The organism is Streptomyces sp. NPDC017095 (genome assembly GCF_044332325.1).
In the GTDB taxonomy this organism is placed as follows: Bacteria; Actinomycetota; Actinomycetes; order Streptomycetales; family Streptomycetaceae; genus Streptomyces.
In genome coordinates this window covers 395,377-416,420 of the sequence record NZ_JBIROU010000001.1, presented here as the reverse complement: position 1 = coordinate 416,420, position 21,044 = coordinate 395,377, and the positions used below count along the sequence as shown (strand labels likewise).

The following is a 21,044-nucleotide window of genomic DNA, read 5'->3' as shown; positions in this document are numbered from 1 at the left end:
GCCCCGCTCAGCGCACCACGCTCAGCGACAGCGCGAACCGGTCCTGCTCGTCCGTCCACCAGTGGGTCAGGTGGAGCCCGGCTGCGGCCAGTTCCGCGGTCACCCGCTCCTTGCGGAACTTCGCGGACACCTCGGTGCGCAGCTCCTCGCCCGCCGCGAAGTCCACGGCGAGGTCCAGCGCGGGCACCTTCACGGTCTGGGCGGTACGGGAGCGCAGCCGCATCTCGATCCACTCCTGCCCGGCGTCCCACCGGGCCACGTGCTCGAACGCCTCGGGGTCGAAGTCGGCGCCCAGTTCGCGGTTGACCACGGACAGCACGTTCTTGTTGAACGCGGCCGTCACCCCGGCCGCGTCGTCGTACGCCCGGACCAGCACCCGCTCGTCCTTCACCAGATCGGTGCCGAGCAGGAGCGTGTCGCCCGGGTCGAGCAGCGCGCGCACGGACGCCAGGAAGGCCGCGCGTTCGGCGGGCAGCAGATTGCCGATCGTGCCGCCGAGGAAGGCCACCAGCCGGGGCCCGGGGGTGCGGGGCAGGGCCAGCGGCGCGGTGAAGTCGGCGATCAGCGCGTGGACTTCGAGGCCGGGACGCTCCTCGACCAGGGCCTGCCCGGCCTGGACCAGGGCGCTCTCGCTGACGTCCACCGGGACGTAGGCGGCGAGCGGGGTGAACGCATCCAGCAGATAGCGGGTCTTCTCCGAGGACCCCGAGCCCAGCTCCACCAGGGTGCGGGCCCCGCCGGCGGCGGCTATCTCACCGGACCGGGCGGCGAGGATCTCCCGCTCGGCGCGCGTCGGGTAGTACTCGGGCAGCTCGGTGATCTGCTCGAACAGCTCGCTGCCGCGGGCGTCGTAGAACCACTTGGGCGGCAGCCACTTGGGCGTGGCGGTCAGACCGCCGAGGACATCGGCGCGCAGCGCGGCGTCCGTCGCGTCCTCGGCGAGGGTACGGGTGACGTGCAGGGGGCTCAACGACAGGGCTCCTTCGAGGGTACGGCCGCCGGAACGTCCAGCGGGGCGAGCAGTACGCCGGTGCGGCTCGCGGTGAGCACGGTGCGGTCGGGGACCTCCTGCCACAGCGGATCGTCGTCGTACGGCTCGGAGGCGACGACCGTGCTCCGGCCGGGCTCCGCGCGGTACCAGAGCGAATCGCCCCAGGCGGTCGCGGCGATCGTGTCGCCGTCGGTCAGCAGCAGGTTGAGCCGGGACGCCGGGGCCGCCCGGGCCAGCCGGCGGACCGGTTCGGCCAGCGCCCGGTCCGGCGTGTCGCCCGCGCGCAGCCGGTGCAGGACCAGCGCCCAGACGAACGCCGAGTCGGTGCGGGCCTGGAGCGACAGCAGTTCGACCGGGGGCAGCCCGGCCGCCAGGGGGGCCACCGAGTCCGGCCAGCCCGCGAGGGCGCCGTTGTGGCTGAACAGCCAGCGCCCGGCGGCGAACGGCGCCGCGGCGGCCTCGGCGTCCGCTCCCGCGAGGGTGGCGTCGCGGACCGCCGCGAGCACGGCGCCCGACCGCACCACCCGGGACAGGTCGGCGAAGGACAGGTCCGCCCAGATCGGCCCGGAGCGCCGGTAGCGCGCCGGGACCGGGTCCCCGGGCGCGTACCAGCCCACTCCGAAACCGTCGGCGTTGACCGTCCCGTACCGCTGCCGGCGCGGCTCCCAGGACTGGCGGAACAGGCTGTGCGGGGGTTCCACGAGCAGCCGGCCGAGCGGCTCCTCGGGTCCCAGGTAGGCGAGGTGACGGCACATCAGACGGCCTCCGACCGGGCGGTGCGGAAACCGGAGAAGATCTGCCGGCGCACGGGGTAGTCCCAGTTGCGGAACGTGCCGCGGCAGGCCACCGGGTCCACCGCGAACGAGCCGCCGCGCAGCACCTTGTGCTCGGGCCCGAAGAACACCTCCGAGTACTCCCGGTACGGGAAGGCCCTGAAGCCCGGGTACGGCAGGAAGTCGCTCGCCGTCCACTCCCACACGTCACCGATCAACTGCCGTACCCCGAGCGGCGACGCGCCCGCCGGATAGCTGCCGGCCGGGGCCGGGCCCAGGTGGCGCTGGCCGAGGTTGGCGTGCTCGGGCGCCGGATCGGCGTCACCCCACGGGTAGCGCCGGGAGCGGCCGGTGGCCGGGTCGAAGCGCGCCGCCTTCTCCCACTCGGTCTCGGTGGGCAGCCGCCGCCCGGCCCAGCGGGCGTAGGCGTCCGCCTCGTACCAGCACACGTGCAGGACCGGCTCGTCGGGCACCACCGGTTCCGTGGCCCCGAACCGGCGCCGCAGCCACTGGCCGCCGTCCCGACGCCAGAACAGCGGGGCGGTGATGCCGTGCCGCCTGATGTGCGTCCAGCCCTCGGGCGCCCACCAGCGCTCGGTGTCGTAACCGCCGTCCTCGATGAACGCCTGGTAGGCCGCGCTGGTCACCGGGGTGGTGTCGATCCAGAACGGCTCCACCTGCCGCGGGTGCGCCGGGCGTTCGTTGTCCAGCGCCCAGGGCTCGGTGGAGGTGCCCATCGTGAACGGGCCGCCGGGCACCAGGACTTCGGCGTGCCCGGTGAACGGCGGGGCCGGCTCCGGGCCGGGCGCGGTCAGGGCCGGCGGACCGGTCCGGAGCTGATGGGTGATCAGCATCGTCTCGTCGTGCTGCTGTTCGTGCTGGGCGATCATGCCGAAGGCGAAGCCGGCCTCGGTCAGCCGGCTGCCGCCGAACTCGGCGTTCTCCAGCAGGTCCAGGGCCCGGCCGCGCACCTCGGCCGCGTACCGCCGGGCCTCGGCGGGCGGCAGCAGCGGCAGCGAGGGGCGCTCGGCCCGCGGATGCTCGAAGGCGTCGTACAGGTTGTCTATCTCGGGGCGTATCGCCTCCCGTCCGCCGACCGTCCGCAGCAGCCACTGCTCCTCCTGGTTGCCGATGTGCGCGAGATCCCACACCAGCGGGGACATCAGCGGGGAGTGCTGGGCGGTGAGGTCGGGTTCGTCGACGCAATTGGTCAGCAGCGTGGTGCGGGCCCGGGCGGTGGTGAGGCTGGCCAGCGCCCGCTCGCGCAGGGCGTCGGTGTCCGGTGTGGTGTCCGTCGTGGTGTCTGTCGCGGTGTCCGTCGCGGTGGACGTGTCGGTCTCCCGGGCGGTCATGTGCGGAGGTCCTTCCTCCCGTGAGCGGTGGGTGTGCCCCCGGTCCGGGGCGGCGGCGTCATGGCGGGCAGCCGGTCCAGCAGGTCGTCGGCGGGGCAGCGGCCCCGGGCCACGTGGCGGTCCCGGAAACCGGCCACGGCGTCGACGATCCGCGGAGCGGCGCCGAGCCGGGGCAGCGCCTCCAGGGCCGCGGCGAAACAGGCGTCGGCCGCCTCGCGCAGCTCCCGGTCGGCGAGCCCGTGCCGGGCCGCGTCGGACCACAGCGGGTTGTGCGGGGCGGGCCGGTCCCGGGCCCGCTCGGCGAGCGGTTTCACGGTCCGGTAGGCCGTCTCGGCGGCCCGCGGGTCGTCGAACAGCGCCGCCGTCACCGCGAGCGGCACGATCCATCCGTCCCGGCCGGGCTGCGCGTCGATCATCCGCAGCTCCAGGTGGCCGCGCGGCCGGACCGGCGGGAACAGCGTGGTCAGGTGGTAGTCGAGGTCGGCCCGGGTGGGCGCCCGGGGCGTCCGGGAGCGGGTCCACTGCCGGAACGTGAGGCCCGCCGGCACCTCCCACGGGCCGCTCTCCCGGCGGACGCACATCACCGGGGAGTCCAGCACGTGCCGGGCCCAGGCGGCCCGCGGCTCGGCGTCCAGCGGCGGCGCGCCGGCCCGGCCGGCCCCTATCTCCATCCACGTCAGCTGGCGGGTGGACTGCCAGCCCGTGGGCCGCCGGCCCAGCAGCGGGGAGTTGGCGAACGCGGCCACCAGGACCGCGCCGAGCTGATGGGCCAGCCACCAGCGCCGGGCGTGCCCCAGCGGGCCGGGCTCCTCGTGGCCCGCGTCCACGCACACCTGGACGGAGGCGGAGGTGCACATCATGCGCCGGCCCGCCGGACCGGTGCGGTCCAGGCACGTCTCCATGGCGTCGTAGCGCGGCGCGCGCAGGAACCTGCGGGGCGGGTGCCAGGGGTCGTGGCCGATGCCGGCGAGGCCGAGTCCGTGTCCGGCCAGGGCCGCCCGGACGGTGTCCAGATCGGCGGAGACGGTGTCGACGCACTCCATCAGGGAGGCGGCGGGCAGGGAGCTGAGCTCCAGCTGGCCGCCGGGCTCGACGGTGAGCGCCGAATCCAGGGGCAGGGCCCGCAGTGCGGCGTAGGCCGCTTCGAGTCGTTCGGGTGTGACGGGGAGCTGGGGGCGCTCCAGGGAGTGGACGAGCCACTCCAGTTCGACACCGAGTGTGCGCGGTGGTCCGGTCTTGAAGCAGATGCCCCGTATCAGGGCTTCCGCCTCGTCCTCGGTGACGGCGGCGTGGTACTCCGTACAGTCGCCGTCGTCGCTCTGTGTAGCCGACATGTCGGGGTCCTCCTGAGGTCCACCATGTCACCTGCCCGGAGCGGTCGCCGGGCAGGCACTCGTCCCACCCAAAACCATTCGGCGGGCGCGCACAAGGGCGCGCGCCCGGACGTTGCGGACCGCTCACGTCCGTTTCGCCGCCCGTTCCGCTCGCCGTTCCGCGGTCCGTTCCCTCGCCCGTCCCGGCTTTCCGCGCCGGTCCGGCCCGCGTCTCCCGCTCGGCTGCCGTTGCCCTTCCGTTCGTCTCCCGTGCTGGTCACGGCGGTCCGGGGCGGGAAAACCCCGTTGCGCCGCAGCACCAGCATCGCCCAGGATGCGGAGATGAGCACGACGGGGGAGACCGCGCGGGACGCGGTCACGGCGTCCACGGGGGTGGCGCCGTGAGCGCGCGCCTGCGCGGGATCGCCGCGGAGACGGAACAGATCGTGGCGGCGGGCCGGTACCGGGCGCCGGACGGCCGTGAGGTGCCGCTCGCGGACGCGGTCGGGGCCGCGCGGGCGGGCACCCGGATGTTCGGGCCCGAGCCGGTTCCGGTGCCGTCCGAGCCGGTTCCGGTGCCGCCCGTGGCGGCGGCCGGCGCCGGCCCGCTCTGCGAGGTCACCGGGGAGAGCAGCCTGGAGGCGGCCCGCCGGCTGGCCGGCGCCCCCGTCGCGGTGCTGAACTTCGCCTCGGCCCGGAACCCGGGCGGCGGCTACCTGAACGGCGCGCAGGCCCAGGAGGAGGCCCTGTGCCGCGCCTCCGCGCTGTACACCTGTCTGCTGACGGCCCGCGCCTTCTACGACCACCACCGCGCCGAGCGCGACCCGTTCTACTCGGACCGGGTGATCCACTCGCCGGGTGTCCCGGTCTTCAGGGACGACCGGGGCCGGCTGCTGGCCGAGCCGTTCCGCGCGGGCTTCCTCACGGCCGCCGCGCCCAACGCCGGTGTGATCCGGCGTACGGCGCCGGAGCGGGCCGCCGGGCTGCCGGGCGCCCTGGCGGTGCGGGCGGAACGCGTGCTGGAGACGGCCGCGGCCCACGGCTACCGGCGGCTGGTCCTCGGCGCCTGGGGCTGCGGTGTCTTCCAGAACGACCCGGCGCAGGTCGCGGGCGCCTTCCGGGCGGCGCTAAGGCCCGGCGGCCGGTTCGCGTCCTCGTTCGAGCACGTGGTGTTCGGGGTGCTGGACCGGACACCGGGAGCGGCGGTGCGGGAGGCGTTCGCGCGGGCGTTCCCGCAGGCGCGGCGGGACGGGCCGCCGGAGTCGTGACGCAGGTGTCCCCGGCGTGCGGGTCCGCGGGGCGCGGCCGGGCGCGGCCGTAGCGCTCTGCCCGGTCCCGCCGTGCCGCTCGTCGCACCGCCGCACGGCGGGGAAGGGGCCGGTCGCGCCGAACTCGGCCCTGCTGGGCAGGTGTTGTCCGGCAGGCCGGGTGTCAGGGCGACGCCGGGCCGGGGATGCGGTCCGGTGCGGTGCCGGGGCGGGCGCCGATCCGCATGCCGGGGCGCCGGGTGTGCACGGTGACGTACGTCAGGCCGGCCGGGCCCGCGGTGATGCCGCGCACGGCGCCGTGCGGCAGCCAGACCAGGGCGCCCTCGGCGAGCGGCCGGGCCGTGTCCGGGGAGCCGTCGCCGAGCACGCCGTCACCGGCGACGACCAGGACGAGCACGTCCAGGTGCGCCTCGGTGTGGGCCGGGACCCGTCCGCCCGGGGCCAGCCGGACCACGTTCGCGTCGAGCTGCCGCCCGCTCTCGGCCAGCTTCCACAGCACCCCGGCCGGCACCGGCGGCTCCTCGGCCAGCGCGCGGGTCTCGCACAGGACGCGCGGCTGCGGCGCCGGACCGGCGGCGGGCCCGGTGTCGGTCGCGGACGGCGATGTCATCTGCTGTTCCCCTCGGCTCACGGTCCCCCGTTCACGGGCTGCGGCCACTCTACAATTAGTCCATGTACGATTCGTGAAAAATGGCCGTGGGCGGAAGAAGGGGTGGGTCCGGACGTGAGTACGCGGGAGAGTCCGCGCCGCCGGGCGCTGCTGGACGTGCTGCGCGCGGCGCCCTCGCCGCTCGGGGTCGCGCAGGCGGCCGAGCGGATGGGACTCCACCCCAACACCGTGCGGTTCCACCTGGACGCCCTGATGGCCGACGGCCTGGTCGAGCCCCGCACCGAGACGCCCGTCGGACCCGGCCGGCCCCGCACCGTCTACACCGCGCGCCCCGGCATGGACCGCGGCGGCCCGCGCGACTACCGGCTGCTGGCCCGCATGCTGCTCAGCCGCTGGGCCGCGACCGCCGGCCCGGCCGAGGCACGGGCGCAGGCGCGGGAGACGGGCCGTGCCTGGGGCGGCTTCCTGGCCGACCCGCCCGCGCCGGGCGGGACGCCCACCCCGGAGCGGTCGACGGCCGGGCTGCTCGGCCTGCTGGACGGCCTGGGCTTCGCGCCGCACCCGGAAGGCGGCGAGCCAGGCGGGCCGCCGGAGCGCATCCGGCTGCGGCACTGCCCGTTCCTCGAACTCGCCGAAGAGCAGGGCGAGCTGGTGTGCGCACTCCATCTGGGCCTGATCCAGGGGGCGTTGGCGCGGCTGGAGGCGCCGCTGACGGTCACGGCCCTGGAACCGTTCGCCGAACCCGACTCCTGTGTCGCCCACTTGTCCCGCACGACTGCTGACTGAACCCCGCCCACTCCGGCGCAGAAAGGCCCGTACCGCATGAACGCCACCTCCGCCGCCATCGGCGCGGCGGTCACCTTCGTCTGGCTCGGCATGGTGCTGGCGATCTCCTTCCTGGAGGCGCCGCTGAAGTTCCGGGCCCCGGGCGTGACGATCCCCGTCGGCCTGGGCATCGGCCGGCTGGTGTTCCGCGCGCTGAACGCCGTGGAGGCCCTCCTGGCGGTCGCCGTGGCCGCCGCGGTGACCGTGGGCGACGCCCCGGCCGGGTCCGCCGCCCTGACCGCGGCGGTGGCGGCCCTCCTCGTGATCCAGCTCGCCGTCGTCCGCCCGCGCCTCAACCGCAGGTCGGACCGGGTGCTCGCGGGCGAGGAACTGCCCCGCTCGCGCAGCCACCTGGGGTACGTGGCGCTGGAGGTCCTCAAGGTCGCCCTCCTGATCGCCCTGGGCGTCGCACTGTCCGCGTCCTGATCCGGGGGCCGGGCCCCGGATCAGAACGGCTACGGAAGATGAGCCGGCGTGCCGCGACGGCGCGCGGCGCGGTCGGCGTCGCCTACCGCGCGAGCAGCCGTCGCAGCCAGTCCACCCGGGCCGCGCGGGCCGCCCGGGACAGGGCCGCGTCCGGGGCGAGCGCGTCGAAGCCGTGGCAGCCGCCCGGCCAGACGTGGAGTTCCGCCACGCCGCCGGCCTGCCAGATCCGGGACGCGTAGTCGGTCACCTCGTCCCGGAAGGTCTCCGCCGAGCCGACCTCCAGGAACGCCGGGGGCAGGCCGGACAGGTCGGTGGCGCGGGCCGGGGCGGCGTACGGGGAGACGCCGGGGCCGCCGCGGCGGTCGCCGAGCAGGGCCGTCCAGGCGGTGTCGCCCGCGGTGCGGTCCCACAGGTCCACGCCGGCCATCTGCCGGCTGGAGACGGTGTGGCCGCGGTCGTCCAGCATCGGGCTCATCAGCAACTGGCCGAGCGGACGGGGCCCCTGCCGGTCCCGGCCGAGCAGGGCGAGCGCCGCGCACAGACCGCCGCCCGCGCTGGCGCCCGCGACCACGATCCGGTCCGGGTCGCCGCCGATCTCCCGCGCGTGCTCGGCGGTCCACAGCAGTCCGGCGTACGCGTCCTCGACCGGCGCCGGGTGCGGGTGCTCGGGCGCGAGCCGGTACTCCACCGACACCACGACCGCGCCCAGTTCCCGGGCCCAGGCCAACGGCTCGGTCACACCGGCCCGGTTGGTGCCGGCCACCAGCCCGCCGCCGTGCGCGTGGTAGAACACGGGCAGTCCGGCCGGGACGGAGGGGGCCGCCGGACGGCAGACGAGCAGCGGGAGACCGGGGGAGTCCCCGGGGCCGGGGACCGTGCGGTCCTCCGCCTCGAAGGCGCCGCCCAGGGTGACGTCGACCGGCACCGCGGCCGCGCCGCGCCGGGCGGCGGCGATGTCGTCCGGCCCGAACCCGGGCGTCAGCGCGCCCTGGAACGACTCCAGTACGGCGGCGAGTTCCGCGTCGAACGGCGGCGGGACCAGGGACATGGGTTCTCCTCCGTGACTGGCCCGGTGGCGGACCGGTGCCGCGCCGCGAGGCGCGCACAGGGGCCCGTCTACCCGCTCCGGGCCGGACGACGACCCGGCCGCCGGCCGGTGCCGTGGGCGTCACGGCGCACCAAGGGCCGGAACCACCTCGGTTCCGGCCCAGGGGAGACTACCGCTCAGGGGAGGGCGTACGGCTCAGGCCGCGGCGCCCACCGTGCCGTGCAGCCGGGCCACGACCTCGGTGAGCTGGGCGGCGACCTCGGCGTCGTCGGACGGGTGGGTCTCGGCGAAGCGGGTCAGGGAGCCCGGGATGGACAGCTTGATGTCCTCGATCACCTTGCCGCCGGCGATGCCCACGGCCTTGCGGGTGTCGTCCTGGGCCCACACGCCGCCGTACTGGCCGAAGGCGGTGCCGACCACGGCGACGGGCTTGCCGCCGAAGGCGCCGGCGCCGTACGGGCGGGACAGCCAGTCGATGGCGTTCTTCAGGACGGCCGGGATCGTGCCGTTGTACTCGGGGGAGAAGAAGAGGAAGGCGTCGGCGGCCTGCGCGGCCTCGCGCAGCCTCTCGGCGGCGGCCGGGACGCTGCCCTCGACGTCGATGTCCTCGTTGTAGAACGGGACGTCGGCCAGGCCCTCGAACACCTGCACCTCGGCGCCCTCCGGGGCCAGCTTCACGGCCGCCTCGGCGAGCTGGCGGTTGTGGGAACCGGCGCGCAGGCTGCCGACGAGCGCGAGGATACGAACAGACATGGGAACTCCAAGGGAAGGAAAAGCCGGTGACACGATCCGGACCTAAGTCCGTTTAATTGTGTACCACCCTAAGCGGACCGCGGTCCAGTTTTCTTCCCGATGCTTTACGCTGTCGTCATGTCCAGCGCTCTGCCGCCCTTCCCGCCTCGAGAGCCCTCCGACGCCTCCGGCTTGCTGGAGGTCGGCACGGCCCCCGAGGAGCCGTGCCTGCGCGCCGACGCGGCCCGGAACCGGGCCCGGCTGCTGGAGGCCGCCGCACGGCTGATCGCGGAGCACGGGGTGGCCGGGGTCACCATGGAGGCCGTGGCCGCGGCGGCCAAGGTGGGCAAGGGCACCGTCTTCCGTCGCTTCGGCGACCGCACCGGACTGCTGATGGCCCTGCTCGACCACTCGGAGCGGCAGCTCCAGGCGGACTTCCTGGGCGGCCCGCCCCCGCTCGGGCCGGGCTCGCCGCCGCTGGAGCGGCTGCGGGCGTTCGGTCTCGCGGTGCTGTACCGCTCGGTGGAGCACCTGGACCTCCAGCTCGCCGCCCAGCCGGAACCGACCCGCCGGTTCTCCCACCCCGCCGCCGGATCGCTGCGCACCCACGTCACGGTGCTGCTGCGGCGGATCGTGCCCGACGCCGACTGCGACCTGCTGACCCACACCCTGCTGTCCTCGCTGGACCCCGCGCTGATCCACCATCTGACCCGCGAGTGCGGGATGCCCATGGCCCGGCTGGAGACCGCCTGGCTCGACCTGGTCGCCCGGGTGACGCGCACCGAGCCGCCACGCTGAGGCCCGCCCGGCCGCCACGGGCCGGGTGCGGCGGGCCGGTGCGGGTCAGCCGCCGTGGCCGGTGAACATCTCCACCAGACCTCCCGGCGCGTCCTCGCGGAACAGCAGGGCCTGACCGTGGGCGGACTGGGCCGCGGAGTCCTTCGCGCGGGGGAACATCCGGGCCTCGTACGCGGCGAGCGCGGTCTCCGGGTCCCGGGGGTGCGCGGCCAGCGCGAGACCCAGTTCGGCGCCGTCCAGCAGGGCCAGGTTGGCGCCCTCGCCCGCGAACGGCGACATCAGGTGGGCGGCGTCCCCGAGCAGGGTGACCCCGGGCACCCGGTCCCAGCGGTGGCCCGCCGGCAGGGCGTGGATCCGGCGCGGCACCAGCGGTCCGTCCGCGTCCGCGACCAGCGCCCGCAGCCGCCCGTCCCAGCCGTCGAACTCCTTCAGCACGGCCGCTTTCGCCGCCTCGGTGTCGGTGAAGTCGATGCCGTCCAGCCAGTCCTCGGGGGCCACGACGGCGGCGTACACGTGCAGGCTGCCGTCGGACTCGCGGTGCGCGAGGAACCCGCGGCCCGGGCCGGACGCGAAGAGCATGCCGCCGCCGACGACCTCCGCGCTTGCCCGGTGCCGGACGTCCGCGTCCGTCAGGTCCGCCTCGACGAAGGACACGCCCGTGTACGCGGGCCGGGCGGCGGAGACCAGCGCCCGCACCCGGGACCAGGCGCCGTCCGCGCCCACCAGGACGTCGGTGGTGAACGCGGTGCCGTCCGCGAGCGTCACCCGGTGCCGGCCGCCGTCCAGCGGGCGGGCGCCGGTGACCCTGGCGCCCCACCGGACGGTCCCCTCGGGCAGTGAGCCGAGCAGCAGGTCGCGCAGCTCGCCCCGGTCGATCTCCGGGCGCCCGCCGGTGCCGTCGTCGGGTTCCTCGAACCGGACGGTGCCGTCCCGGTCGAGGACCCGTACGGCCTGGCCGCCGGTGTGCACGCGGGCGAGGAACCTCTCGTGCAGGCCGGCGGCCCGCAGCGCCTCCTGGCCGGTCTCGTCGTGGATGTCGAGCATGCCGCCCTGCGTCCGGGCGGCCGGTGACGGCTCCAGGTCGAACAGCGCGGCCTCGATGCCGTGCACCCGCAGCACCCGGGCGAGAGCGAGCCCGCCGAGTCCGGCGCCGACGACGGCGACGGGGTGGTGGGGGAGGGACGCGGGGATCATGGGGCCTCCTGGCCTTCGGTGGGTACGGCGGTCCGCTCGATGCCGTTGATCAGGGTCTGGAAGGCCCACGACAGGCGGGCCCGGGGGGTGCCCGACAGCAGCGCGTCGGCGTCGGCGGCGATGCGCGGATGGGTGGCGGCGGGCGCCTCGCGCAGGGCGCGGATCACCGCCTGCCAGTCGTCGGGCGACTCCTCGCCGGCGTGTTCGGCGGCGGTCGCGGTGGCGTGCTGGAGCAGCAGGTCCACGCCCCACGCGGCCTGGGCGCGCGGTACGCCGCCGGTCCGCAGGAGGTCGAGCAGGGTCTCGACCAGACGCAGGTAGTGCGGGCCGCTCGGCCGGGCGGTGAGCGCCGAGCGGGCCAGGGTCGGGTGCTCCAGGAGCATCGCGGTGTAGCGGGTGAGGACCCGTTCCAGCCGCTCCCGCCAGTCGCCCTCGGCGGGCGCGGGGCCGACCGTGCCGAGCAGTTCGTCCAGGACGGCCGCGTGCAGCTCGGCGGTGTTGCGCACGTACACGTACAGCGAGGCGGGTCCGGTGTCGAGTTCCTGCGCGAGCCGGCGCATCGTCACCTTGGACAGCCCCTCCGCGCGCAGGATCGCGACGGCGGCGGCGATGATGCCCTCCCGGGACAGGGCCGGCTTGGCGGGGCGCTCGCGGCGCGAGCGGGGAGCAGCGGTCATGCCGACACCCTAACGAACATGTTCGGTCCGAACAAGTTCGTGGCGAACATGTTCGACGCAGGGTGCGGGCGTGCCCGTGCGGGTCCACCGCACCGTGCGCGTGGGCCGGAGCCGTCCAACGGTGAACCACCGCGCCCCGGCCGCCCCCGGTCCGGGCCCCTCTGCCAGGATGCGGTCTGTCATGGCGCAGCTACCGAAGACACCCACGAGCGCCGACGTGGCCCGCCTGGCCGGCGTCTCCCGCTCGACCGTCTCCTACGTCCTCAACGACACCGGTTCGGTACGGATCAGCGAGGCGACCCGCCTGCGCGTGCGCGCGGCCGCCCGCGAGCTGGGGTACGTGCCGCACGCGGCCGCCCGCAGCCTGCGCGCCGGACACAGCCGTATCGTCCTCATACCCGCCCCGGCCGTCCCGGTGGGCCCTCTCTACGGCGGGTTCCTCAGCGACCTGCAAGAGGCGCTCGGCCGGCTCGACTACACCGTCGTCCAGTACGGCGGCGTCCGCCTCCAGGGCGACGAAGCCGCCCGCGCCTGGGCCGAGCTGCGGCCCGTCGCCGTCCTGGTGCCCGAGGCCGGCCTCGGCCCGCAGGGCGTCGCCGTGCTCAGACGGGCCGGCGCCCGGGCCGTGGTCACCCTCGGGCCCGCCCGGGTCGAGGGGGCGCACGCCCTGCTCATGGACCACACCACGGTCGGCCGCTGCGCGGGCGCCCACCTGTACGACCGGGGCCGGCGCCGGATCGGGGTCGTCATGCCCGGGGAACCAGGGCTGGAGACCTACGCCCGGCCCCGGCTGGCCGGCGTGCGCGAGGCGCTGCGCGGCACGGACGCCACCGTGACGGAGCTGCCGCTCGCCTGCACCGAGGAGGCCGCCGCCGAACTGGCCGCCCGCTGGCCGGCGTCGGGCCTGGACGCGGTGTTCGCGTACGACGACGCGTACGCCATGCTGCTGATGCGCGCCTTGCAGGACGAGGGCCTGCGCATCCCCGCCGACGTGGCCGTGATCGGCGCCGACGACCTGCTGCTTGGCCGGCTGCTGCGGCCCCGCCTCAGCACGGTCCGCATCGAACTGCCCCCGGGGCGCGACCTCGCCGGGCTGGTCGACCGCGCGGTCCGCGAGCCCGGCGCCGAGCCCGGCGTGCACACCGTGCTGGGCGCCTCGGTGGTCCGGCGCGAGTCCAGCTGACCGGACCCGCGCCGGGGCACCCGCCGCCCGTTACTCCTGGGGCTGCTCCTGCTGGGCGGAGATGCTCTTGCGGACCTCGTCCATGTCCAGCCCGCGGGCCTGCCCGATGAGGTCCGCGAGGGCCGGCGCGGGCAGGGCGCCGGGCTGGGCGTAGACGGCGACCTGGTCACGGACGATCATCAGCGTCGGGATCGACTGGATCTGGAAGGCCTCGGCCAGCTCCGGCTGCGCCTCGGTGTCCACCTTGGCGAACACCAGGTCCGGGTTCTCCTCGGCGGCCTTCTCGTACACGGGCGCGAACGAGCGGCAGGGCCCGCACCAGGACGCCCAGAAGTCGATGAGAACGAAACCGTTCTCGCTGACCGTCTGGTCGAAGTTCTCCTTGGTCAGCTCCACAGTGCTGGTCATGGCGTGATTCCCTCTTCCTGGTGTGGGGTGTGCCGACGGCACCAACACGGCCGCCGGGCCGCCTATTCCGCCCGCGCACGCCTGTACTCCGGGCGCGTACCCCTGTGGTCACCGCGCACACCACCCACCACACCGGCCCCGGGTCCGTCAGACTGGCCCCATGACGGAAACGGAATCCATCGCCTACGACGTCGTGGTGATCGGGGGCGGGCCGGTGGGGGAGAACATCGCCGACCGCACCCGCGCGGCCGGCCTGACCACCGCACTCGTGGAGAGCGAACTGCTCGGCGGAGAGTGCTCGTACTGGGCCTGCATGCCCAGCAAGGCCCTGCTCAGGCCGGTCATCGCGCAGGCCGACGCCCGCCGGCTGCCCGGCCTGGCCCAGGCGGTGCGGGCCCCGCTCGACGCCCCGGCCGTCCTCGCCCGCCGGGACGACTTCGCCGCGCACTGGAAGGACGACGGCCAGGTCGGCTGGCTGGAGGGCACCGGCACCGACCTCTACCGGGGCCACGGCCGGCTGGCCGGCCCCCGCACGGTCACCGTCACCGGCCCCGACGGCACGGTGACCACGCTGACCGCCCGACAGGCCGTCGCCGTCGCCACCGGCACCCGCGCCCAGCTCCCCGACCTGCCCGGACTCGCCGGTGTCCGGCCCTGGACCAGCCGTGAGGCGACCAGCGCCAAGACGGCCCCCGGCCGGCTCATCGTGGTCGGCGGCGGAGTCGTGGCCGCCGAGATGGCCACCGCCTGGCAGGCCCTCGGCTCCCGGGTCACGCTGCTCGTCCGCGGCAAGGGCCTGCTGAGCCGCATGGAGCCGTTCGCCGGGGAACTGGTCGCCGACGCCCTCGTCGAGGCCGGCGTCGACCTGCGGACCGGCACCTCCGTGGAGTCCGTCGCCCGCGAGAACGGCACGGTGGTCGCGGTCACCTCCGCCGGCGACCGGATCGAGGCCGACGAGATCCTCTTCGCCACCGGCCGCGTCCCGGCGACCGGCGACCTCGGCTTGGACACCGTCGGCCTGGAACCCGGCTCCTGGCTGGACGTGGACGACAGCCTGCGCGTCACCGGCACCGACTGGCTGTACGCGGTCGGGGACGTCAACCACCGCGCCCTCCTCACCCACCAGGGCAAGTACCAGGCCCGGATCGCGGGCGCCGCCATCGCCGCCCGCGCCACCGGCGACCCGGTCCTGGCCGAGCCCTGGGGCGCCCACGCGGCCACCGCCGACCACGACGCCGTACCCCAGGTCGTCTTCACCGACCCGGAGGCCGCCGCGGTCGGGCTCTCCCTCGCCGAGGCGGAACAGGCCGGGCACCGTGTGCGCGCCGTCGACGTCGCGTTCTCCTCCGTCGCGGGCGCCGGCCTGTACGGCGACGGCTACCAGGGCCGGGCCCGGATGGTTGTGGACCTGGAGGACGAGATCCTGCGCGGGGTCACCTTCGTCGGCCCCGGCGTCGGCGAACTCATCCACTCCGCCACCGTCGCGGTCGCCGGCCGGGTCCCGGTCGGCCGGCTGTGGCACGCCGTCCCGTCGTACCCGACGCTGAGCGAGGTGTGGCTGCGGCTGCTGGAGGCGTACCGGGACAACTGAGCGGGCCGGGGCCCGTCCGCCCGGCGGACCGGCCCCGGGCGCTACGGCAGCGGGAAGCCCAGGGCCTCGGCCGCCGCGTGGGGCGTCGGCTGGGCCCACAGGGCCGCCACCGCCTCGCCGGTCGACAGCGAGCGCGGCTCCGCGCGGTCCAGGTACAGCGTGCCGTCGAGGTGGTCCGTCTCGTGCTGGACGATCCGGGCCGGCCAGCCGGTCACCACCTCGTCCAGGGCGCGGCCCCGCTCGTCCTCGCCGCGCAGCCGGACCTCGGCGTGGCGTGCCACCACCGCCTGCCAGCCCGGCACGCTCAGACAGCCCTCGAAGAACGCGGCGCGGGCGGGGCCGGCCGGCTCGTACACCGGGTTCACCAGCACCCGGAACGGCTGCGGGACCCGGCCCCGGGCGGCGGCGACCTCCTCGGGCACCGTCGCCGGGTCCTCCATGACCGCGATCCTCAGCCCCACCCCGACCTGGGGCGCGGCGAGGCCCACCCCGGGAGCCGCGTGCATGGTGACGCGCAGCGCCTCCACGAACCGGGTCAGCAGGGCCGGACCCAGCTGACCGTCGTACGGCGCGGCGGCGCGGCGCAGCACGGGCCGGCCGGCCGCGACGATGGGCAAGGGGCCGCCGGCGGCGAGGAGTTCCTCGACCCGCTCGGCGAGCGGTGTGTCGTCACGCTCGGATGCCATCGCGTCAGCATGCCATGCCCGCCCGGCCGCCCGGCCCCGCACCGGCGCGGGCACGGCGGTGTCGGTGGCGTGAAGTAGCGTGGGACGGTGGGTGAACCAGCAGGCGGGAGACGGGGGAGGGAACCGGGGATGACGCGGGACGACGGCCGGGACGACGGCCGGGCCCGGCGGCGCGGGCAGGGCGAACTGGAGGGCCAGGTGCTCGGCGCGCTGCGCGAGGCGGACGGTCCGGTGACCGCCGCCTGGGTGCGCCAGCACCTCGGCGGCGACCTCGCCTACACCACCGTCGTCACCATCCTGACCCGGCTGCTCGCCAAGGACGTCGTCACCCGCGAGCGGGACGGCCGGTCCTTCCGGTGGACGCCGACGGCCGACGTGGCCCGGCTGGCCGCGCTGCGCATGCGCCGCCTGCTGGACGGCGAACGGGACCGCGAAGCGGTGCTGGCCAGCTTCGTCACCGCCCTGCCGCCCGGCGACGAACAGGTGCTGCGGGCCCTGCTCGACATCCCGGCCCCGGACGCCGGCGGCACGGAGGACTGAGCGCCGATGGGGGTCTTCGTCTTCCTGCCGCTGGTGCTGCCGCTGTCCGCGTGGCCGGTCGCCCGGCTCGCCGCCACCCGGCTGCACCCGCGCACCGCCACCCGGCTGCTGACCGCGGTCGCCGTCGTCATGGCCGTGTGCAGCACGCTGTGCCTGGCCCTGCTCATGGTGGTCGGCACGGCGCAACTGCCCGGCAACCCGCTGCCGGACGGCTGGTCCGACCCGCAGGTGCGGGCCGCCGTCCCGCACGACGAGGTGGCCGGCCGGGCCGCGATACCGGCGCTCGCCGCGGTCGCCGCCGCCTGTGCCCGGACCCTGGGACGGCACCGCCGGGTCACCCGCCGCGCCCGCCGCGCCCTGGCCGGGGTGCCGGGGTCCACGGTGGCGGTCCTGCCCGACAGCGAGCCGTACGCGTACGCGCTGCCCGGCGACCGGGGCCGGATCGTCGTCAGCACGGCGCTGCTGGCCGCACTCGCCCCGGCCGAGCGGCGCGCCCTGTTCGCGCACGAGCGGGCCCACCTGGCCGCCCGGCACCACCGCCACCTGCTCGCCGCCCATCTCGCCGCCCGCGCCAACCCGTTCCTGCGCCCGCTGCGCACGGCCGTGGTCTACACGGCCGAGCGATGGGCCGACGAGGAGGCGGCCCGCGCGGTCGGCGACCGGCGCACGGTCGCCCGTGCCATCGGCAAGGCGGCCCTGCTGGCGCCGGGCACCCCCGCGCCGACCCTGGCCGCGCTGGCCGCGCCCGGTCCCGTGCCGCGCCGGGTCGCCGCGCTGCTGGCGCCCGCCCCGGCGGCCCGCACCTGGCCGTCGGCGTTCACCGCCGCCGGCCTGGCGGTCTGGGGCGCCGCGGCCGGGGCGCTGGCCTCCGCGATGTCGTCGGCGAACTCGGCCGTCACGCTGGTCCTGATCCTGCGCGCGGCCACCCCGCTGTGACGCCTCACTCCTCGGGGAAGTCGCCCGCGAGGGCCGAGGCGATCCGCAGGTGCCGCTCCGCCTCCTCGTGCCGGGCCTGCCGCTGGAGCGTGCGGCCCAGCATGAGCCGGGCGTAGTGCTCCACCGGGTCCCGCTCCACGATGGTGCGCAGCTCGGCCTCGGCGCGGCGCAGCTGGGCCGAGTGGTAGTAGGAGCGGGCCAGCAGCAGCCGGGGCCCGGTCTGCTCCGGTACCTCCTCGACCAGCCCGGACAGCACCCGGGCCGCGCCCGCGTAGTCCTTCGCCTCGAAGAACAGTTGCGCGCGCTCCCAGCGTTCGGCGGCGCTGCCGTGGGCGTAGTACGTGCTCTCCGGTCGCGTCTGCATCGGAGTCTCCTCTCGCGTCCCCGCTGTGATCTCGTTCGGCTGCCACAACCGGGGGAGGTTGTTGAATATTCCACCTCTTAGGGTTGACCTCTTGGGGGCCCGGGCACCGCACTGTCTCCCCGTGCCGCTCGCACCGGTCACGCGGCCCCGCCGCTCAGCGTGCGGGCCCGGCCGCGCGCCGGCCGACCCGCCGGGTGCCGGGCGGGCCGCCAAGTGGTGACCAGCGCCGCCGCCAGGAGGAGTTCGGCGATGTCACCGCCGTAGTACATGAGTGTGGCGCCGCCCTGGACCTGGGCGACGGGAGCGTCGACGGCCACCCCGAACCCGCCGTACATCAGCTGTGCCGCGACGGCGTGCACGGCGATGGCGCAGCCGAGGAACACCAGCCGGGCCCGGACGCCGGGCCGGGACGGGGCGGGGTCGGGACCGGCGACGGCGTGCGCGAACAGGCAGCCCGACAGCAGGAAGTGCGCGTGCAGCAGCCAGTGCCCGGCCGGGTGGGCGAGGACGGCCTCGTACAGCGGCGTGAAGTACAGGACCGGCAGGCTGCCCGCGGACAGCACCAGGGCCACCGCCGGGTGCGCGAGCAGCCGGGCCGGCGTGCTGTGCAGCACCGCCGTGAGACGGCGCGCGCGGGGCGCGGAAAGGGTGCGCAGCAGCAGGGTGACGGGCGCGCCGAGCACCAGGGCGAGCGGGGCGTACATCCCGATGAGCAGGTGCTGCGCCATGTGACCGCGGAAGTCGCGGTGCGCGAAGGACGCGACGGGCGGCAGCAGCGCCACCGCCAGCAGGGCCAGGCCGGTGCCGAAGGCGGCGGTCCGCCAGGGACTCCAGCCCCGCACCGGATTGCGGCGCCGCGCCCGCCACGCCGGCAGCAGATAGCCGGCCGCGCACACCAGCAGCGCGAGGAGGGGCAGGACGACGCCCGGCGCGCCGCCCGCGTCCGGGTGGCCGGTGTGCGAGGTGTGGTCGTGGCCCATCAGGCGGCGACCCCGTCCCGTCCGGGGCCGGCCGCCGCCGGGTCGAAGGACCGGCCGCCGCGCGCCAGCAGCCAGCCGACGGCCACCAGCAGCGCGCCCAGGACCAGGAAGGCGATGTCCCACCACAGCTGGTGCGGCCCGCCGCGGACGTGGTGGATGCCCAGGATCTGATGGTCGAGCAGGCCCTCCACGAGGTTGAACAGGCCCCACCCGGCCAGCACCCACCCCCACAGCACCCGGGACGCCCACACCCGCCGGCGGCCGGTGGTCACCCGGGCGTACAGCACGGCGAGGCCGGTCAGGACGGCGAGCCAGCACACGGTGTGGAAGACACCGTCCCACACGGTGTTCATCCGCAGCCCGGAGACGGTGCCGGGGTCGTAGTACTTCACGCCGATGCGGTCGTGGTCGGTGCTGGTGAGCATGTGGTGCCACTGGAGGAGCTGGTGGAGCAGGATGCCGTCCACGAATCCGCCGAGCCCCACGCCCAGCAGGATGCCGGGCAGGCGCAGACTGGCGGGCGCGGTGTCGGTGCCGGTGTCTCGCACGGTGGTTGCCATCGCTCCTCGTCTCGGTCGGTCCCGGACCGGTCGGTCCCGGGGGCGGTCGGTACCGGATCGGCCGGAGCCGGGCCGGTGGGTGCCGGGGCGGCCGGTCCCGGGGCGGCCGATGCCGGGGCGGTCGGTGCCGGGCCGGCCGGTCCGGGGTGCCGGTTCCGGCGGAGGTGCCCTGACGACAGCTACCAGCTTCCGGGCCCCGCCGCTGCCCCACACTCGGCCATCCGCGCCGCCCGGGACGGCGGGCGGCTCCGGCCGCGGGAGTACCCCGCCCGGGGGACCCGCACGCACGGCAACCGCACGCCCCTCCGTACGGCGTGCGCCCGCACCTCCGGGCCTCCCGGGGCCGTGCGTCCGGCCACCCCGGACCCGTGCGTCCGGGCACCTTGCGCTTCTCCGCAGACGCCCCCGTGACCTGGGCCGCGCCGCCCGCCGGAGCCGTGCCCCGGCGGGCGGATCCGCAACTAGTACGGGGCGAAAGATTGATAAGCCATAACTTGCATGCTTTCCCCAGCGTTTCACCGGGTGCGGGCGAGTGCCCGCGACCGTATCTGGAAGGACAGGGAACCGATGAAACGGGTTACCCGAAACAGTGTGATCGCCTTCGCCGCCGCCTCCGGAGCGATGGCAGTGGCCGGGCCGGTGTACGCCGACTCCGCCGCCAACGGTTCCGTGGGCGGTTCGCCCGGGCTGATCTCCGGCAACGGCATCCAGCTGCCGGTGCACGTTCCGGTGAACGCGTGCGGGAACACCGTGGACGTGGTGGGGCTGCTCAACCCGGCCATGGGCAACCGCTGCGCCAACCTGGGCGGCCACGAGGGCAAGGCGGGCGCGGCGAACTCGGGCGGGGCCACGGCCCACGGCGCGGTGAAGGGCTCGCCGGGCGTCGTCTCCGGCAACGGCGTCCAGCTTCCGGTCGACGTGCCCGCGAACGTCAGCGGCAACAGCGTCGACGTGGTCGGCATCCTCAATCCCGCCTTCGGCAACACGTCCGTGAACGCCTCGCGTCCGCACGAGCCCGGCCGGGTCACACCGCCCGCGCACGAGCCGTCCGCGCCGCCGGTGCGCCACCAGCCGCCGCGCCACCCGTCCACGACCCGCCCGGCGCCGAAGCCGACGCCCACCGTGGTCCGGCCGCGCACGCCCGGCACCCTCGCGCACACGGGGGCGGAGGGCGCCTGGACGGCGGCCGCCGCCGGCCTGACGTCGGTGCTGGGCGGCGCCGTGCTGTACCGGCGCTTCCGCACCCGCACGGCCACCCCGGGGAACTGACCCCACCCGCCCCCCGGCCCCCGACCCGGGCCCGGGGGGCGGCTTCTTCCCGGACCCGCGACCGAGACGGCCACTTCTCACCCCGGCAAGACGGCCGCGCCGGCACCCGGCATCCGGGCCGGCCCCTACCCGGAACCCGGAACCTGGGCGGCCTCCTCCCGGGACCCGGGGCCGGGGGCCTTCTCCGGCACCCTGGGGCGGCCCTTCTCCGAGCCGGAACCCCTCGCCCGGAACCCGCCGGACGGACGCCCGTTCCCGGAACCAGGCATCGGGGCGGCCCTTTTTCGGAGCCCGGAACCCGGGCGGCCTCTTCCCGGGGCCGGGGGCCTTTTCCGGCGCCCTGGGGCGGGCTTTGCCCGCACCGGAACCCCCCGCCCGGAACCCGTCGGACGCCCCTTCCCTGAACCCGGCATCGGGGCGGCTCCTTCCCGCGGCCCCGACACCCGGGCAGCCGCTCCCCGGACCCCGGCACCCGGGCGGCCCTGCCCGGCCTGGCACCCGGACGCCCCCTCCCGGAGCC

23 protein-coding genes are annotated in these 21,044 nt (G+C 76.1%); 9 read left to right on the top strand and 14 right to left on the bottom strand.

All coding sequences use genetic code 11. The annotated features are described in order from the left end of the window. Positions 1–7 precede the first annotated feature (7 nt). The 4 genes from egtD to egtA are packed head-to-tail and all read right to left on the bottom strand — an operon-like array spanning position 8 to position 4,450. Positions 8–970: an L-histidine N(alpha)-methyltransferase gene (gene egtD / locus ACH4OA_RS01645; protein ID WP_397935113.1), complete on the bottom strand. Its 963-nt coding sequence runs from the start codon at positions 968–970 to the stop codon at positions 8–10. Then, the gene (egtC, locus tag ACH4OA_RS01640) at positions 967–1,746 is read right to left on the bottom strand and encodes an ergothioneine biosynthesis protein EgtC (protein ID WP_397935112.1); all 780 of its coding nucleotides are present in this window, start codon (positions 1,744–1,746) and stop codon (positions 967–969) included. The genes egtD and egtC overlap by 4 nt, the downstream gene beginning before the upstream one ends. Beyond that, entirely contained in the window at positions 1,746–3,116 is a 1,371-nt protein-coding gene (gene egtB / locus ACH4OA_RS01635) for an ergothioneine biosynthesis protein EgtB (protein WP_397967088.1), read from the bottom strand. Before egtB ends, egtC begins: the two co-directional genes overlap by 1 nt. Continuing rightward, positions 3,113–4,450: an ergothioneine biosynthesis glutamate--cysteine ligase EgtA gene (gene egtA / locus ACH4OA_RS01630; RefSeq protein WP_397967086.1), complete on the bottom strand. Its 1,338-nt coding sequence runs from the start codon at positions 4,448–4,450 to the stop codon at positions 3,113–3,115. The genes egtB and egtA overlap by 4 nt, the downstream gene beginning before the upstream one ends. Before the next feature lie 380 nt (positions 4,451–4,830). Between egtA and ACH4OA_RS01625 the strand changes: the two genes are divergently transcribed. Beyond that, a complete protein-coding gene (locus ACH4OA_RS01625; RefSeq protein ID WP_397967084.1) occupies positions 4,831–5,697 on the top strand; it encodes a TIGR02452 family protein in 867 nt (288 codons plus the stop codon). Between the two features lie 163 nt (positions 5,698–5,860). Here ACH4OA_RS01625 and ACH4OA_RS01620 read toward each other — a convergent pair whose 3' ends face one another. After that, entirely contained in the window at positions 5,861–6,307 is a 447-nt protein-coding gene (locus ACH4OA_RS01620) for a hypothetical protein (RefSeq protein WP_365873316.1), read from the bottom strand. Positions 6,308–6,421: 114 nt separating this feature from the next. Between ACH4OA_RS01620 and ACH4OA_RS01615 the strand changes: the two genes are divergently transcribed. Both ACH4OA_RS01615 and ACH4OA_RS01610 read left to right on the top strand, forming a co-directional pair. Further along, complete coding sequence (locus ACH4OA_RS01615) at positions 6,422–7,093, top strand: helix-turn-helix transcriptional regulator (protein WP_397935105.1); 672 nt, start codon at positions 6,422–6,424, stop codon at positions 7,091–7,093. A 36-nt stretch (positions 7,094–7,129) separates the two neighbouring features. Beyond that, positions 7,130–7,558: a hypothetical protein gene (locus ACH4OA_RS01610; protein WP_397967082.1), complete on the top strand. Its 429-nt coding sequence runs from the start codon at positions 7,130–7,132 to the stop codon at positions 7,556–7,558. An 82-nt stretch (positions 7,559–7,640) separates the two neighbouring features. On the opposite strand, the gene ACH4OA_RS01605 is transcribed toward ACH4OA_RS01610, so the two are convergent. After that, entirely contained in the window at positions 7,641–8,606 is a 966-nt protein-coding gene (locus ACH4OA_RS01605; protein ID WP_397935102.1) for an alpha/beta hydrolase, read from the bottom strand. Between the two features lie 195 nt (positions 8,607–8,801). Then, positions 8,802–9,359: an NAD(P)H-dependent oxidoreductase gene (locus tag ACH4OA_RS01600; RefSeq protein ID WP_365873324.1), complete on the bottom strand. Its 558-nt coding sequence runs from the start codon at positions 9,357–9,359 to the stop codon at positions 8,802–8,804. Positions 9,360–9,458: 99 nt separating this feature from the next. On the opposite strand from ACH4OA_RS01600, the gene ACH4OA_RS01595 reads away from it, so the two are divergent. Then, a complete protein-coding gene (locus ACH4OA_RS01595; protein WP_397967080.1) occupies positions 9,459–10,136 on the top strand; it encodes a TetR/AcrR family transcriptional regulator in 678 nt (225 codons plus the stop codon). 45 nt (positions 10,137–10,181) lie between these two features. Here the strand turns inward: ACH4OA_RS01595 and ACH4OA_RS01590 are convergent, their stop codons facing one another. After that, complete coding sequence (locus tag ACH4OA_RS01590) at positions 10,182–11,330, bottom strand: FAD-dependent oxidoreductase (RefSeq protein ID WP_397967079.1); 1,149 nt, start codon at positions 11,328–11,330, stop codon at positions 10,182–10,184. Beyond that, positions 11,327–12,007 (bottom strand): TetR/AcrR family transcriptional regulator, encoded by a 681-nt coding sequence (locus ACH4OA_RS01585; protein WP_397945546.1) that lies wholly within the window; start codon positions 12,005–12,007, stop codon positions 11,327–11,329. Before ACH4OA_RS01585 ends, ACH4OA_RS01590 begins: the two co-directional genes overlap by 4 nt. Before the next feature lie 181 nt (positions 12,008–12,188). Between ACH4OA_RS01585 and ACH4OA_RS01580 the strand changes: the two genes are divergently transcribed. After that, positions 12,189–13,190: a LacI family DNA-binding transcriptional regulator gene (locus ACH4OA_RS01580; protein WP_397945545.1), complete on the top strand. Its 1,002-nt coding sequence runs from the start codon at positions 12,189–12,191 to the stop codon at positions 13,188–13,190. Positions 13,191–13,220: 30 nt separating this feature from the next. Here ACH4OA_RS01580 and trxA read toward each other — a convergent pair whose 3' ends face one another. After that, a complete protein-coding gene (gene trxA, locus ACH4OA_RS01575; RefSeq protein ID WP_365873334.1) occupies positions 13,221–13,598 on the bottom strand; it encodes a thioredoxin in 378 nt (125 codons plus the stop codon). A gap of 160 nt (positions 13,599–13,758) precedes the next feature. Between trxA and ACH4OA_RS01570 the strand changes: the two genes are divergently transcribed. Then, a complete protein-coding gene (locus ACH4OA_RS01570; RefSeq protein ID WP_397967077.1) occupies positions 13,759–15,189 on the top strand; it encodes a dihydrolipoyl dehydrogenase family protein in 1,431 nt (476 codons plus the stop codon). Positions 15,190–15,230: 41 nt separating this feature from the next. On the opposite strand, the gene ACH4OA_RS01565 is transcribed toward ACH4OA_RS01570, so the two are convergent. Further along, positions 15,231–15,875, bottom strand: coding sequence for a peptide deformylase (locus ACH4OA_RS01565; RefSeq protein WP_397935091.1), 645 nt, complete (start codon positions 15,873–15,875; stop codon positions 15,231–15,233). A 129-nt stretch (positions 15,876–16,004) separates the two neighbouring features. Between ACH4OA_RS01565 and ACH4OA_RS01560 the strand changes: the two genes are divergently transcribed. Both ACH4OA_RS01560 and ACH4OA_RS01555 read left to right on the top strand, forming a co-directional pair. Then, a complete protein-coding gene (locus tag ACH4OA_RS01560; protein WP_397967075.1) occupies positions 16,005–16,415 on the top strand; it encodes a BlaI/MecI/CopY family transcriptional regulator in 411 nt (136 codons plus the stop codon). Between the two features lie 6 nt (positions 16,416–16,421). Continuing rightward, a complete protein-coding gene (locus ACH4OA_RS01555) occupies positions 16,422–17,351 on the top strand; it encodes a M48 family metalloprotease (RefSeq protein ID WP_397967073.1) in 930 nt (309 codons plus the stop codon). A 4-nt stretch (positions 17,352–17,355) separates the two neighbouring features. Here ACH4OA_RS01555 and ACH4OA_RS01550 read toward each other — a convergent pair whose 3' ends face one another. The 3 genes from ACH4OA_RS01550 to ACH4OA_RS01540 form a co-directional block, all read right to left on the bottom strand. Next, on the bottom strand, positions 17,356–17,715 hold the full coding sequence (locus ACH4OA_RS01550) for a tetratricopeptide repeat protein (RefSeq protein WP_365873344.1): 360 nt from the start codon (positions 17,713–17,715) through the stop codon (positions 17,356–17,358). 137 nt (positions 17,716–17,852) lie between these two features. Continuing rightward, positions 17,853–18,695, bottom strand: coding sequence for a cytochrome c oxidase assembly protein (locus ACH4OA_RS01545; protein WP_397967071.1), 843 nt, complete (start codon positions 18,693–18,695; stop codon positions 17,853–17,855). Next, positions 18,695–19,255, bottom strand: coding sequence for a DUF2243 domain-containing protein (locus tag ACH4OA_RS01540; RefSeq protein WP_397945541.1), 561 nt, complete (start codon positions 19,253–19,255; stop codon positions 18,695–18,697). Before ACH4OA_RS01540 ends, ACH4OA_RS01545 begins: the two co-directional genes overlap by 1 nt. 591 nt (positions 19,256–19,846) lie before the next feature. Here ACH4OA_RS01540 and ACH4OA_RS01535 point away from each other — a divergent pair. Then, entirely contained in the window at positions 19,847–20,524 is a 678-nt protein-coding gene (locus ACH4OA_RS01535; protein ID WP_397967068.1) for a chaplin family protein, read from the top strand. The last annotated feature ends 520 nt before the right edge of the window (positions 20,525–21,044 follow it).

What these genes read in the sequence shown, in the direction of transcription:
- egtC (WP_397935112.1), bottom strand. Translation starts at nt 1,746, where the DNA reads ATGTGCCGTCACCTCGCCTACCTGGGACCCGAGGAGCCGCTCGGCCGG.
- egtB (WP_397967088.1), bottom strand. Translation starts at nt 3,116, where the DNA reads ATGACCGCCCGGGAGACCGACACGTCCACCGCGACGGACACCGCGACA.
- egtA (WP_397967086.1), bottom strand. Translation starts at nt 4,450, where the DNA reads ATGTCGGCTACACAGAGCGACGACGGCGACTGTACGGAGTACCACGCC.
- ACH4OA_RS01620 (WP_365873316.1), bottom strand. Translation starts at nt 6,307, where the DNA reads ATGACATCGCCGTCCGCGACCGACACCGGGCCCGCCGCCGGTCCGGCG.
- ACH4OA_RS01610 (WP_397967082.1), top strand. Translation starts at nt 7,130, where the DNA reads ATGAACGCCACCTCCGCCGCCATCGGCGCGGCGGTCACCTTCGTCTGG.
- ACH4OA_RS01605 (WP_397935102.1), bottom strand. Translation starts at nt 8,606, where the DNA reads ATGTCCCTGGTCCCGCCGCCGTTCGACGCGGAACTCGCCGCCGTACTG.
- ACH4OA_RS01600 (WP_365873324.1), bottom strand. Translation starts at nt 9,359, where the DNA reads ATGTCTGTTCGTATCCTCGCGCTCGTCGGCAGCCTGCGCGCCGGTTCC.
- ACH4OA_RS01595 (WP_397967080.1), top strand. Translation starts at nt 9,459, where the DNA reads ATGCTTTACGCTGTCGTCATGTCCAGCGCTCTGCCGCCCTTCCCGCCT.
- ACH4OA_RS01590 (WP_397967079.1), bottom strand. Translation starts at nt 11,330, where the DNA reads ATGATCCCCGCGTCCCTCCCCCACCACCCCGTCGCCGTCGTCGGCGCC.
- ACH4OA_RS01585 (WP_397945546.1), bottom strand. Translation starts at nt 12,007, where the DNA reads ATGACCGCTGCTCCCCGCTCGCGCCGCGAGCGCCCCGCCAAGCCGGCC.
- ACH4OA_RS01580 (WP_397945545.1), top strand. Translation starts at nt 12,189, where the DNA reads ATGGCGCAGCTACCGAAGACACCCACGAGCGCCGACGTGGCCCGCCTG.
- trxA (WP_365873334.1), bottom strand. Translation starts at nt 13,598, where the DNA reads ATGACCAGCACTGTGGAGCTGACCAAGGAGAACTTCGACCAGACGGTC.
- ACH4OA_RS01570 (WP_397967077.1), top strand. Translation starts at nt 13,759, where the DNA reads ATGACGGAAACGGAATCCATCGCCTACGACGTCGTGGTGATCGGGGGC.
- ACH4OA_RS01565 (WP_397935091.1), bottom strand. Translation starts at nt 15,875, where the DNA reads ATGGCATCCGAGCGTGACGACACACCGCTCGCCGAGCGGGTCGAGGAA.
- ACH4OA_RS01560 (WP_397967075.1), top strand. Translation starts at nt 16,005, where the DNA reads ATGACGCGGGACGACGGCCGGGACGACGGCCGGGCCCGGCGGCGCGGG.
- ACH4OA_RS01555 (WP_397967073.1), top strand. Translation starts at nt 16,422, where the DNA reads ATGGGGGTCTTCGTCTTCCTGCCGCTGGTGCTGCCGCTGTCCGCGTGG.
- ACH4OA_RS01550 (WP_365873344.1), bottom strand. Translation starts at nt 17,715, where the DNA reads ATGCAGACGCGACCGGAGAGCACGTACTACGCCCACGGCAGCGCCGCC.
- ACH4OA_RS01545 (WP_397967071.1), bottom strand. Translation starts at nt 18,695, where the DNA reads ATGGGCCACGACCACACCTCGCACACCGGCCACCCGGACGCGGGCGGC.
- ACH4OA_RS01540 (WP_397945541.1), bottom strand. Translation starts at nt 19,255, where the DNA reads ATGGCAACCACCGTGCGAGACACCGGCACCGACACCGCGCCCGCCAGT.